This is a genomic window from Pseudomonas sp. MF09150 (genome assembly GCF_059862355.1).
This window is the reverse complement of record NZ_JCBCUS010000008.1, coordinates 100,511-113,110: the sequence shown is the minus strand read 5'-3', so window position 1 is coordinate 113,110 and position 12,600 is coordinate 100,511. Positions and strand designations below refer to the sequence as shown.

Sequence of the window (12,600 nt, the reverse complement as noted above, 5' to 3'; positions counted from 1 at the left end):
ATGAGCGGCTGGAAAAGCCCCGGCGCACCGGGGCGCGGTCAGTGGCTGAGGAACACTTCGCTTTCGCCGTGGGCTTCGAGCAGGCCCAGCAGTTGCCGGCGAATCACCAGCCCGGGCTTGTCCGAGGGCATGTGCAGCTCCACCCGGCGTCGGGTGTCGACACAGGCGTCGTAATCGGTGGCTTCGAGAATGTCCCGGTCCTCGGCGGTGATCGCCGCGTCCCAGTCGATCAGCTCCCGGGTCGAGCACTGTTCCTCGCTGTCATTGCGATACAGCCATTGCACCAGCATCAGCCGCCCGTCCTCCATGGGCGTGGCGCAGTTGTAGATGATGTGGTGGATGCCGCTGTCCGGGTACATGCAGCCAAAACGCCGGGAGAAGGGCAGGTAATAGCGGTTGATCAGGTGGCGCTGGGTGATGGGCTCGGTGCTGCCGGTGATGCGAAAGCTTTCTTCGGGGTTGCGGATCGGCACCCGGGTTTCCGCCTCGAAGCCGTAGTCGGTTTCGCGGAACTCGTAGCCCGCCGGTTGCGGCTGGTCGAACAGACCGAAGTTGGCCTTGTGCACAAAGGAAAAGTGCGAGTTGTCGAAGGAGTTTTCCATGACCCGCAGCGGGCTGGTTTTCCACTCTTCATAAAACTGGAAGATGCGCCGGTAGCCCGGGGCGCCGTCCTCGGGAAATTCGGGGATCGGTTGCAGCGGGTCGTCGAGGGCGACCCAGGCGTAGCCGTATTTTTCCTGGCAATGGAAGGCCTGCACCGCCGCGCCCTTGGGGATCATGCCGGCGGGGTTTTGCGGGATCTTCACGCAGGTGCCCGTGCAGTCGTATTCCCAACCGTGGTAGCCGCAGGCGATGTTGCCGTCTTCGCTGACAAAACCCTTGGACAGCTTGGCGGTGCGGTGGCAGCAGCGGTCGCGCATGGCCACCGGGGTGCCGTCGGGGCGCTTCCACAGCACTAGGGCTTCGCCCAACAAAGTAAAGGGCTGTGGCCCGGCATCCAGGGCGGACATGGGCAGCAGGGCGTACCAGAAACGGCGCAATACAGGTTGTTTGGTTACCAACATAACAAGTGTCCTCAGGGTCATCGTCGAGCCGGCTCTGGGGCCTGGCTTCGGGGGCTATTGCGGTTGGCAGGGCGTGGTCAGCGGCTGGCGGCCTGTTCGGCGGCGGGCAGCACCTTCAAGTCCTGGACGAAGCGCGTGGTGTAGGCCTTTTGCCAAGGCGCATCGGCGCCGAGCAGGCCGGCTTCCACCATAAAATCGCGGGTGGCTTGCCAGCGCGCATCGCTCATCACCCCGATGCCCTGGGTGGCGGCATCGCCCCCGGTCACCAGGCGGTATTGCTTGAGGGTCGACAAGCCCCAGGCCAGCAGCTCATCGCTCATGTTCGGGTTGTCGGCCTTGATCAAGGGGTTGGCACTGGGGTTGTCCAGGTAGCGCTTCCAGCCCTCCATGGACGCCCGGACAAACGCCTGGACCCGCTCCGGGTGTTGCTCGATCACGTCCTGGCGAGTGACCAGGGTCGAGCCGTAGGGCGGGTAACCGGCATCGGCGAACAGATAGAACTTGGCCTGCTCACCGGTCTTCAGCGCCTGGAACAACTCCGAGCTGGCATAGGCCTGCTGGGTGGTGTCGGCGCCCGCCAGGAAGGGTTGCAGGTTGAAGGTGTAGGGCCGGGCCTGGCTGTCCTGCAACCGATACTTGCCCTTGAGCCACGGCCACCAGGTCTGCTGCCCGGAGGTGGACACCAGCACCTGCTTGTTCTGCAACCCGTCCAGGCCGCTGACATCGGCATGGGTCAGCAAACCCTGGGGGTCACCCTGAAAGGGCGCGGCCACCGCCACCACTGGCAGGCCCTGCTCCACACTCTTGAGGATTTGCAGGTCGTAATTGACGATAAAGTCCGCCTGCTTATTCACCAGCAACTGCATGCCGTTGACCTGCGGCCCGCCCATGCGAATGGTCACGTCCAGGCCTTCTTTTGCATACAAACCGTCGGCCAGGGCCTGGTAAAAACCACCCTGTTCCGCCTGGGCGTACCAGGACGTGAGCAGCACCACCTTGTCATTGGCCAGGGCCAGGGAGGGCGCCACCAGGGCCGCGGGCAACAGCGCGGTGGCCAGCAGCGAACGAAGCGGATGACCCAAGGCAAAGCGAGTTTTCATGATGTGTTCTCCACAACGATTCGAAAACCGCCGCGCGCCAAAGCGGCACGCCAGCGAAGGCCGGTCGGAGAGAACGTGGGAAGAGAGAGGGCGCCAGGGCGCAACGACGTGAACACACGGCTGACACTTCTCTCTTGCCCGGGGCGCTGGCGCCGCGTTCAAGCATCCGATCGGATGTACGCCCCACAGGGAGCGCAAGAGCAATGTCCTATGCCATCGCTGGCACTAACCGCTTCTACTCGCCAGGAGCCAAAGCCAGAACTGTGCCAAGTGCTCGCAGCCGCTCAAGCCCGGGTGTTCGACCATCGGTGGGTAGGGTGAGGCGGGAGGGGATGAATCGCTACAGTGCGAACAGCGGCGGGCGAGCTTCAAGTTGGTGCGTAAACGCCTAATGTTTAGTGTTCATTCTGTCTATGGATTGTGCTGAATCGGTGTTTCGGATTGTATTCGATCACTTGGCACGACCCCTGCTAAGTCCCCAGTCGAGTAGAAGCGGTCAGCACTGAACGGGTCCGACACCGGACACCTCAGCGCAGGGCATTGCTCTGGCGGCATCACGCCGCGCACCCGGCAGGGTCGTGCCTCAGCGCAAGCTGAGGGCCAGAACAAGGGTCAGTCCGCAGCCTGGGCATGCCTTGCCGGTGATATCCCCCGATCACCTATCAAGGGCCGTCCATGAACGCACTCCGCACCGCCAAACCTGTACCTTCACGCCTGCGCCGCAGCCTGCTGCCACTCTGCGCCCTGGCCAGCGCCGGCGCCGAAGCCAGCCCCCTGCTGTGGAACGACAACAGCCTGAGCTACCTCTACGGCCAACACTTCAAAGTCGACGGCACCGGCGACGACACCCAGCAAACCATCACCTTCGAACACGCCAGCGGCTGGACCTGGGGCGACGTATTCCTGTTCGTCGACAACAAATGGTCCAACGGCCTCTCCGGCAACGACGGCCACACCTACTACGGCGAATTCTCCCCACGCCTGTCCCTGGGCAAAATCAGCGGCCAGCCCCTGCGCTACGGCATCGTCAAAGACCTGCTGATCGCCGCCACTTATGAGCGCGGCGAAAACCGCAACCGCAAATACCTCCTTGGCCCCGCCGTCGACCTCGACCTGCCGGGCTTCGACCGCTTCTCCCTCAACACCTACTACCGCCAACCCGACGGCATCACCGGCAAAGCCGCCGGCCAATGGCAAATCAACCCCACCTGGGCCATGACCCTTCCCCTGGGCCGCTCCGACATCCTCTTCGACGGCTACCTGGAGTGGTACGTCAACGACGTTGGCACCAAAGGCACCTCCAACTTCGTGGCCAAAAGCTTGCACATCAACCCGCAGCTTAAATACGACGTGGGCAAGGCACTGGGGCAGAAGGCCAAACGGTTTTACGCGGGGCTGGAGTGGGATTACTGGTCGGATAAATATGGGATCGAAGACAGCCCGGGGTTCAAGACGGATCAGAATGCGTTGAGTGTGTTGGTGAAGGTGCATTTTTGAGGGGATGCACGGAGGCTGAGAAGCCTTAGGTAGCAGAGTATTCCCACGCATAGCGTGGGAATTGCGCCTAGGTGTTTCACATGACGCAGTATGAAAAAACCAAGCCGTTTCTTAGTGCTAAAACGCGCAGGAGTCGGGGGTGAGTGGCTGCTGTAAATGTCAGAGGGTGCTTGGTTTTAAATGAGCTTCGTAGCGTGCTTTGACTTCTTCCACACTCAGCCACTTGCGCTGTGAATGCACCACGCGATGACAATTGGCACACAACAACGCCAGGTCAGTGAGTTTGGTTTTGTCGCCAGGTTGCAGCGTATGCAGAGGCTTGGTGTGGTGAACGTCAATCACCCCTTCGACCTCAGGACCATAGGTTTTACTGAAGTTGAAACCGCAGGCCTCGCACTGAAGCACCCCGTTTTGCTTGAGAACGTCGTCCTTTTTGCGTTTGACGATTTTTTTGTCTCGTTCCCGAACGCGGTGCACGCGAGTCAGGACCTTGCCTTCCTCGGCCTCGAAGAAGCCCGGATCATCCGCAACGCTTAAGTCTATGGGGGCCGTTGGGGTCGTCTGGACGTTGGCGTTGATGGCCGCCACCACTTCGGCGAGGCGCTCCGGATCATTAGCGAACTCCAGCCACACCAACTCTTCATCTTTATTGCCTTTCGCCAGACCGGTACGACCGGTGCCGGTATAGCTCGGGTCCCAGCGCCGGAAGTTATTGAGCTTCATGCAAACACCATTGGTGTTGCGAAAGCTCTGGTTCTTGCTCACGCCAGTGGCATTGCCGATGAGATTGAGAGCCTGTGATAAAGCCAAAACATCCGGGTGATTGACACCGGGTAAACCGCTGCGGTGAAGCAGATACAGGTTCAGAGCCAGAACGAGCTCGTCGCGGCTCCAAGCAGGGTTGGATTGGTTGCTGGCAGGTGCAGAGGGCATGCGGGGGGCTATCCGTAGGTTTCCCGATTCGCTGTAAGAAACAGCGTAGTGGGCCGTAAGGATATTCTTTTCTTAACGGATTTGGGAGTTATGCAGTGAGGAGGAAAAGGCGCGTAGAAGGGGGAGGGGCGCGATGCTCTCGCCACGCGGCGATGTGCGCTACTGATCGAAAGTACTTAAGCAATATCGAAGGGCTACAGCGAAGTTAAGAGCAACCTTTACCTGTCGGAGCTGGCTTGTCAGCGAAAGCGGTCTAGAAGAAACGGGATAAGTCAGCCGTTACCCCGTTTTCTTATTTTTCGAACTATCGAGTGTTGAGTCGGTTACAGAGGCTTCGCCGGTTTGTTTGCATCCAGTAATGAATCCACCACCGCCCTGGCCATTTCCACCGAATGGATCATCGACCAAATCAACCCACGTTCCACGCCGCTGGCGCGTTCGGTGATTTCATCGCTGACTTGCACCGCGCAATCGAGCAGCAGCGACACATGAATCAAGGCTTCTTCGGCACTGATACCGGCGCGCACGTTGAACAGCGAATCGCGGCCGATGGAAGTGGGCGCGGTGTCTTTCAGAGAGCTGAGGATTGATGCCTCGGCGTTGTTCGCGGCCAGGGCCAGGCGAATACGCTGGGTGTCGCGATCGTGTTCGGGGGTTCTGAATTGCCCGGGTAAGGTCAGGGGTGGGTCGGGGACAAGCTTTTTCATGGTGCATCTCCAACGTGAGTGGAGCTGCCAGGTATCGCTGCTAAACGAATGGGTGGCAGCTGAACGCAGGTTAGCAGACCGGTCACATTGGAAACCCGGCGCACCCGAAGGTGCCCTGCGCACAGCCGCCATAACGTGCAGACGAAAGTCTGCCGATAGGTGACGTTGATGCGCCAATGTGATGTGTCGAGCTGCTAAACCCGGCCACTGATAAGCAGTGACGCACCGAGCCTAGACAGCGATTTTCACAGGCGCAAGCGGTTTGGATTCTCTAGGAAAAGTCGCTCAATGGAAAGCGAAGCGCCTTACGTTGGGTGGGGAATGAGGGTGGGTTTTGGGTTTCGGGATGTAACGTAAGGCTCTCCTTTTCCTTGTCAGCACACCCGTGATTGCGGCATTGAAATCACCGTTGCCGCAACCGGAAATGTGCTTGTAGGGCAGCTACACACTCGCCGTTTCAATCGCAAGCCGACTGGAAAAATACTGCGCCGTCTCTGGATCGGTGCAGTACAGGTAGCAGCCCTTCATGCCACGGGTCATCAACGTTCGATAGGTGTTCTTGATGATCAGGTCGGTCTCCTGTTGCGCCAGGTCTGGCTTTTCCTTCATCAACTTCTTCCAGCCACGAATCGACTTGTCGTGCTTGTCCCGAGCATGGGGCGAGGTCACCACTTGCCCATCGCGCACGATGAGATCCGGGCCAATGATCACCCCGATGTAATCCACCTCCAGGCCCTGGCAGGTATGGATACAGCCGACCTGCTCCACGGAGTTCGGGGCGATGATCCACAAGCTGCCGTCCTGATCCAGGTTCCATTGGCGTGCGTAGTCATTGCCGATCACGATGTCGGAGGCCTGGGAGGCTTTCTTGCTGAGCCACGGCCAGCAGTAACCAGCAACGACTCGCGCCTTGTTACCGTGATTTTTCTCTTCGATGGCCTCGTGCATGGCCTGTGCAGAGTCAAACACCTTGAACTCGTACTCGCCGGTATCCAGCAGCGGGTTGGCGGTGTCGCGAATATCCAGTACGTCGTCCAGCCACGCTAGGTAACCATCCGAACCGCTGCAGCGGAACTGGGACGACAAGGTGTATTCCTCCACGGTCGCACCTTTGGCTTTGGCAAAGGCGCGAATGGCTTTTTTGCTGCCAATGTCGCTCAAGGTCACGCGCTGATCTTCATCGATAAAGAAGATCGAGCATTTGGCGGAGTCGATCAGTTCCTTGATCTGGTTCTCCCCAAGGTTTCCGTAAAGGCCGCTTTTCTCATTCAGTCGGTGAGCCTCGTCAACGATCAGCGCCTCATAGGTATTGGGTTCAGTATCAATAAAGGCGCCCGAACCGGAAAAGAAGTTCGAGAAGTGGCTGCGTTTAATGGTACCCACCAACTTGCTTTCGTACACCTTGCGTGGCGCCGCATTTTTCGAGACGTACTTGCTCAACAGGCGCAAGGCGGTGAGTCTCACCAGCAAGTTAATCGCAACCACGGTTTTGCCCGTACCCGGCCCGCCTTCAATAATCAGGACCTTGGGTGCCTCGACTGAGGCTTCGGTGACCGCAGCGAGTACCGATTCAAACACCGCTTTTTGATCGTCAATCAAAACGAACTCAGGCTTGCCAGCCATCAGCCCGCCCAGCGCTTCGGCCAGGGCTTTGGACGGACGAATCTTGCCGTTGGAGAGCTCGTAGAGCACCTCCAGATTGTCGCCGTAAGAGATGTGTTTCTTCAGGAAGTTTCTGAGCTTCGCCAGCTCATTGGGGCCTTTGAGGAACAGCGGCGCTTTGTTGATGTATTCCTTGTAGTGCGCCGAATCGATCACGCCATCACTGACGTAGTTATGCAGGTAAGCGCAGGGACGAACCTCAATGCTCTTGTCGTAGACCGCTTCATTGAAACCCTCCAGCAACGCGGCATATGACCAGACCTGATATGACGGGTGAATGGTCTCGACCATACCGCCCCCCATTGCGGTTCTGACAATCGCATCTTTGCGGGTGGCGGTAGCCTTGTTCCACTGCTTGAGCTCGATCAGCACCGCACTTTTGGCCTGATACTCATCGTGGCCCGTCAGCAAAAAGTCGATGCGCTTCGACGACTGAGGGATGTGCAACTCAATCGCCAGCCCGGCATTGTCAGGTAAATCCTCATCCCTGAGGACCTTGGCCATATACGTCAGCGAACCTTGCCAGGACCTGATCTCCGATGCCCCCACCGTCTTGCCGGTGGCTTCCTTGAAGTGCCTGAGGATCACATCCTCAATGTCGTCGTTATCGTTGTCTTTGAGAAATTGCTGTTTAGTCGCAGCGTAAACGATCACGAAAAATCCTTAGAGCCCAGGGCGTCAGAGTTGGTCGTACTTCTTACTGGTGCTTTTGGCTTTATCGACCGGGTACTTCTGGCCGTTGAGCGCGAGCTTGCTGGTCACGGCGTCATTGAGATCAACCCCCAGCACACTGCTCAAACGCACCAGGTACATCAGCACATCCGCCAGTTCGTCCCTGACCGCCTGGGCCGTCTCGGGGCGCTTGGCCGCATCCTTGGCATCGGCTTCGCTCATCCACTGAAAGATCTCGCACAGCTCCCCGGTCTCCCCAGTGAGGGCCAGCAGCAGGTTCTTGGGCGAGTGAAACTGCTGCCAATCGCGATCGTCGGCAAAGCGTTGGAGTGCGTCCGCCAGGCGGCTGATGTCGAGCAGTGGGGCAGGGGAGTCAACAGCGGTGCTCACAATCTCGCCTCTTGATTGACCACAGCTGGTGTGAAGGAGAGCTGTGTAGGAAAACGGAGAGGGGATTGTAGGAGATTTCGTTTTTTGGGGGAGAAAATTTGAGGGGGAGGTGTTTGTGGCGGCAGATTATGGGGGGGATTTGGTAAGGCGAGCTGTCCCAACTTTTATCGGTTTGAGTGGGTTCTATTTTTGTAGGCTTGAGTGAGTGTTTGATTTTTGGTCGGGGATTTTTGTTGTTGAGGGGCAGGGAACGGCCATAAACGGTTATTCATGGGCTGAGTGAGAGCACACAGATTATCCCTCAGTTCATCCATCAGCTGTCGCCGGTAGAGTTTGAAAAACTCTACACAGCGAGCCTGAAGAGTGTGTAGAAAACCCGGGGCGATTCAGACTTGATCGGAGAGTTGTTAGCGGGCATCAAGAACTCAGAAAGCTGGCTTTTTATTTTCAATGAAACCCGTTAGGGTAGAGGCTTGGACTAAACTCACTCAATTTTCATCATACAAGGATGTTTTAAGTGGCCAATTATATTTTCAGAAAAAACTCACAAATTGGCAACCTAGATGCAGAATTTGACACTTTTTTGGAAACCTGTTTTCTTGAAACCAGCATTTTTTCAAACTTGCTGAGCTTTGAAAGTAGCTTGGATTTTCCTAAGAGAGTCATCATTGGTCGCACTGGGTCAGGAAAAACAGCGCTTTTAAAACAGCTCGCAGAAAATAAAAATATAAAAAAGCACTCGACAATAGAGGCTGAGTCAACTGTTTTTGAGCACATAAAAAACAATGTATTTATATCAAGCCTAATAGAGCAAGGTATTGACTTAAGAATATTCTACAAATCACTTTGGATTCATGTGCTCCTTGTCAGGGTTATTGAGCTTCTTTACCCGGGAAACTCTTTTCTAGATCTGCTTTCTGACTTGGGTGGAGGTAGAAAGAAATATAATTCAGCGCTAGCGAATGAATATATTGAGAAATTCCGAGATAATTTTTTCAATGATAATGTTGTTTCAGAAATCACAGAGAAAATGCAGCACGACCTGTCAGGCTCTTTAGGTGCTGGTTTTATAAAAGCTTCAGGAAAGGAAGTGAGTGAGACTAGTGAGAAAATTCAACGAGCTACGACGCACTACATAAGCAGTGAATTGCTCAGGAAGCAAAAGGAGCTAATAAAGCTTCTCATCGAGGAAAATTCAAAGGAGGGCCAGCTAAGATATATAATAAGTATAGACGACCTCGACAAGTCATGGCTAAGCTCAAGCTCAATACGTTACGATTTCATCAATGCACTACTCGATGCCTTTCGCGAACTTATTGACATCAGAACGGTGAAGGTCATCATTTCCATTCGCTCTGATATCATAAAAGGAATTTACGACAACAATCTTAGGCAAGAGGAGAAAGACAAGTCCCTGATACTCCCGATTCAGTGGGATGTTAGAGAAATAAGAGAAATGCTGGATAAGCGTGTAAATTACCTAATTAAGCATCAGTACCAAGGCAGCGCCATAACAAAGTTTGACGATATTTTTAACTTTACGGTAAAGGACCAGCCGGCGGATAATTACATTATTGAAAGAACAATGCTCAGGCCGCGTGATGCAATTGATTTTGTCAACCTGTGTTTGGCTGAGGCAGACGGTTCTACAGAGCTATGTGAAGACTTCCTACTAGAGGCCGAGGAGAAATTCTATGTTTCCCGAAAAAAAGCTCTATACAAAGAATGGGCAAGCCTTTATCCCCATATAAATAAATATATTGATACGCTCTGTCATATTGAAAAAAACAACTTTAAAATTAGCAATATCACAGAAGCAAAAGACAAAATACAATATGAGATATTGGCACACACTGAGTTCGATAATAATCTCACGTCAGAAGCTATAGCAGTGGATTTCAACGTCTTGCTAAATATCTGGTTCATAGCTGGAGTCATCGGAATAAAAAAATCCGATACGCTCACTATCTACTCGGACTTCTCAAAGCAAGAATTAGACATAAGTGACTTTGGTAAAGAATTTAAAATCCATCCGCTATTTTTCAGATATTGAATCGCCCCAATTTTGCTAGACGCCATTGAGGAGTGACTGCTATTGGCTGCGGATTTAACCGGCCAAAAGCAGTCTGTCGAGTGGGGCCGAGATCGGCCAATAGTAGACGGTCAAGAAGGTCAAATATAAACCCAAAGCAGCCCCTCGCGTTGGTTGGTCGATTCCGTCCAGGGGATCAGCTCACATCCTTGGTGGCCATCACAAATCTCACTCGGGAAGAGAATATGTGGGGATATGAGGCCTGAAATTTACAATTGACAATGCTGGCGTTCTGCCCTAGAAAGGAAGTCTCTTTACGCGTTTAAAGCCAGATACTAGTCGTTGAAGGCTTAGTCAGGCGTTTCGCCAGACTCAATTGCATTGCGTTCTTTTATTCCGCAGACAAGATCTGCGGCCCTACGCTCCTTCGTCGCTCCGGTCCACAGATCTTGTCTGCGGCTGAACCTTGGTAAAGAGCCCTTTTTCGCATGGATCCGCGACATATTCTTGCTGATGTAGACTTGGATGAAAGTAAAATTTATTTCTCCAAGAGTCCGATTGTTCTACTCTGCGGGGGCTATGTCCCTGAGAAAGAGCATGCAGATGCAATGGATCCTCCCGTCCGTTCTCTTCGTGATGCTTTGAAGCGCAAAGCGCTCAGTATGATGAAGGCCCCCCATATTTTTCGGCCAGAAGAGATTAAGTCGTGGCATGAAGATGGGGTCTATCGAAACCTGGTGGATTTCGAAGCAGATCTTGCGAGCATCTGCTCACTCATTGCAATCGCCGTTGAGAGCGACGGCTCCATTGCTGAGCTAGGTGCGTTTTCTCAGTTACCAGATTTTCAAAAAAAACTCATAGTATTTGTACCTGAAGAATATGCGGACGATAAATCTTTTATTAATCTTGGAATTCTTAGGCATATAAACGAAAGGCATGGAAGCGGTGTTAAGGTTTATCCTTGGAATCCAAAGTATCCGCTTGAGATTCCAGAACATGTTGTTGCGGGTGTTATGGATGATATTGTAGAAGAACTTAGTGCTCTGAAAAAAACACAAAGCCTGTCTCTTGGTAATAATATTCATATTGTTGTTCTGATTTACGAGTTGATTAGGCTTTTTGTTGCTCTTAAGGAGAGCGAGATTGTCGAGGCGATTAAGGGGCTGGGTAAAGAGATACATCGTGATGATGTGCGGCGAAAAATATTCTTATTGCAAGAGTTTGAGTTTATTAAGAAGATCGGTGGGTACGGCGATTCAAAATTTTACGCCTGTGGTAACGAATCTTTTCATACGCTCCGCTTCGCTCTTAAAACGGGAGGTACGGTTGATGTATTAAGGTTGAAAATAGAGTGCGTCGATTATTACAAAGCAGCGACATCCGAACGAAATCGCAATAGGGCTATTGAACAAGCAAAGTTAGGGGTTGCGAAATGAGCGAATATAATTTTCGTGAACACCTCTCAGCTGAGTTTATGATTTCTGAACAAGAAGTCGTTCGATTGCTGGTCAGAGCTCCATATGCTTACAAACGCTATACTATCCCGAAAAAAAACGGTGGTATTAGGCCGATCGCTCAGCCTGCTAAAGAAACTAAAATCATCCAGAACTTTATGATGAGTTTTTGGTTCTCTAAGTTGCCGGTGCATGAATGCGCAGCGGCGTATAAGCTCGGAGCAAGCATTAAAAACAACGCAGAGCGGCATGTTGGCTGCTCATATATATCAAAATTTGATTTTGTTAATTTTTTCGGGTCAATAACTGAATTCGATGTACGGACTTTGCTGTGTAGAGTATTTCAGGGGCAATTGTCTGAAAGAAGCATTGCCGATATGGCTAGGATGAGCTGCATTCGCGATAAAGTAACACGGCGTTTGGCGCTTAGTATTGGTGCTCCGTCTTCGCCAGTGTTGTCTAATGCAGTCATGTTTAACTTTGACTCGGTCGTAAGTCAGTGGTGCTTTGAGCGTGACATTACCTACTCGCGATATGCAGATGATCTAACATTTTCCTCCAATGAAAAGGGCAGAACTTTTCTTGTAGAAGAATTTCTTCGGGGTACTCTCAAGGAGTTACCTGGGCCTGGGCTTTTGCTCAATGCAGATAAAACAGTTCACGCCTCTAAAAAGAACCAGCGACGAGTCACCGGACTAGTGCTGAGCAACGATGGTAATGTGACTATCGGTCGTGACAGAAAACGGTTGATTAGCGCAATGATTCATCATTTTACACTTGGCCAACTTGACCGTAAGTCGATTGCGCTTTTGCAGGGCCTCATAGGTTTTGCCCAAGATGTCGAGCCGTTGTTTGTCGCTAAGCTTAGAGGAAAGTACACTTCAAAAGTTATTACTGAACTTATGAGGTTGCGGGGTGAAAAGCGTAATTGAGCATGTCGTGTAATTGCACGGACTTTACCCACCCATTTGCATTCGACGTAACTAGCCGTTTGCATCGGATTAGCTAAGTCATCCTCATGGTCGAGCGTCTGCTCTTGGCCGATAGCTGCCATCTATGATCGTCTGTTTACAAGTCATCGTTACTAAT

The 12,600-nt window shown here is 53.0% G+C and carries 10 protein-coding genes; 4 read left to right on the top strand and 6 right to left on the bottom strand.

Annotated features, from left to right (window positions below; genetic code table 11):
* Window positions 1–38: 38 nt before the first annotated feature.
* Together AC19YX_RS26420 and AC19YX_RS26415 are read right to left on the bottom strand one after the other, a co-directional pair.
* Window positions 39–1,064, bottom strand: a complete 1,026-nt coding sequence (locus tag AC19YX_RS26420; RefSeq protein ID WP_500607381.1) for an aromatic ring-hydroxylating dioxygenase subunit alpha — start codon at window positions 1,062–1,064, stop codon at window positions 39–41.
* Between the two features lie 77 nt (window positions 1,065–1,141).
* Window positions 1,142–2,164, bottom strand: coding sequence for an ABC transporter substrate-binding protein (locus AC19YX_RS26415; protein WP_500607380.1), 1,023 nt, complete (start codon window positions 2,162–2,164; stop codon window positions 1,142–1,144).
* Between the two features lie 675 nt (window positions 2,165–2,839).
* On the opposite strand from AC19YX_RS26415, the gene AC19YX_RS26410 reads away from it, so the two are divergent.
* Entirely contained in the window at window positions 2,840–3,661 is an 822-nt protein-coding gene (locus AC19YX_RS26410; RefSeq protein ID WP_500607379.1) for an outer membrane protein OmpK, read from the top strand.
* A gap of 159 nt (window positions 3,662–3,820) precedes the next feature.
* On the opposite strand, the gene AC19YX_RS26405 is transcribed toward AC19YX_RS26410, so the two are convergent.
* From AC19YX_RS26405 to AC19YX_RS26390, 4 genes are all read right to left on the bottom strand, one after another.
* Window positions 3,821–4,594 (bottom strand): HNH endonuclease, encoded by a 774-nt coding sequence (locus AC19YX_RS26405; protein WP_500607378.1) that lies wholly within the window; start codon window positions 4,592–4,594, stop codon window positions 3,821–3,823.
* Window positions 4,595–4,917: 323 nt separating this feature from the next.
* Window positions 4,918–5,301: a DUF6124 family protein gene (locus AC19YX_RS26400; RefSeq protein WP_500607377.1), complete on the bottom strand. Its 384-nt coding sequence runs from the start codon at window positions 5,299–5,301 to the stop codon at window positions 4,918–4,920.
* Window positions 5,302–5,742: 441 nt separating this feature from the next.
* Window positions 5,743–7,617: a DNA/RNA helicase domain-containing protein gene (locus tag AC19YX_RS26395; RefSeq protein WP_500607376.1), complete on the bottom strand. Its 1,875-nt coding sequence runs from the start codon at window positions 7,615–7,617 to the stop codon at window positions 5,743–5,745.
* Between the two features lie 24 nt (window positions 7,618–7,641).
* Window positions 7,642–8,025 carry a MazG-like family protein gene (locus AC19YX_RS26390; protein ID WP_201131611.1) on the bottom strand — a complete coding sequence of 128 codons (384 nt, stop codon included), beginning with the start codon at window positions 8,023–8,025 and terminating at the stop codon, window positions 7,642–7,644.
* Window positions 8,026–8,542: 517 nt separating this feature from the next.
* Between AC19YX_RS26390 and AC19YX_RS26385 the strand changes: the two genes are divergently transcribed.
* The 3 genes from AC19YX_RS26385 (at window position 8,543) to AC19YX_RS26375 (ending at window position 12,443) form a co-directional block, all read left to right on the top strand.
* Entirely contained in the window at window positions 8,543–10,078 is a 1,536-nt protein-coding gene (locus tag AC19YX_RS26385) for a P-loop ATPase, Sll1717 family (protein WP_500607375.1), read from the top strand.
* A 467-nt stretch (window positions 10,079–10,545) separates the two neighbouring features.
* A complete protein-coding gene (locus AC19YX_RS26380; RefSeq protein WP_500607374.1) occupies window positions 10,546–11,493 on the top strand; it encodes a retron St85 family effector protein in 948 nt (315 codons plus the stop codon).
* Window positions 11,490–12,443, top strand: a complete 954-nt coding sequence (locus AC19YX_RS26375; RefSeq protein WP_500607373.1) for a retron St85 family RNA-directed DNA polymerase — start codon at window positions 11,490–11,492, stop codon at window positions 12,441–12,443. Before AC19YX_RS26380 ends, AC19YX_RS26375 begins: the two co-directional genes overlap by 4 nt.
* Window positions 12,444–12,600: the final 157 nt, after the last annotated feature.

Coding starts and splice junctions, on each gene's coding strand:
- AC19YX_RS26400 (WP_500607377.1), bottom strand. CDS start 5,301: ATGAAAAAGCTTGTCCCCGACCCACCCCTGACCTTACCCGGGCAATTC.
- AC19YX_RS26375 (WP_500607373.1), top strand. CDS start 11,490: ATGAGCGAATATAATTTTCGTGAACACCTCTCAGCTGAGTTTATGATT.
- AC19YX_RS26380 (WP_500607374.1), top strand. CDS start 10,546: ATGGATCCGCGACATATTCTTGCTGATGTAGACTTGGATGAAAGTAAA.
- AC19YX_RS26420 (WP_500607381.1), bottom strand. CDS start 1,064: ATGTTGGTAACCAAACAACCTGTATTGCGCCGTTTCTGGTACGCCCTG.
- AC19YX_RS26410 (WP_500607379.1), top strand. CDS start 2,840: ATGAACGCACTCCGCACCGCCAAACCTGTACCTTCACGCCTGCGCCGC.
- AC19YX_RS26405 (WP_500607378.1), bottom strand. CDS start 4,594: ATGCCCTCTGCACCTGCCAGCAACCAATCCAACCCTGCTTGGAGCCGC.
- AC19YX_RS26415 (WP_500607380.1), bottom strand. CDS start 2,164: ATGAAAACTCGCTTTGCCTTGGGTCATCCGCTTCGTTCGCTGCTGGCC.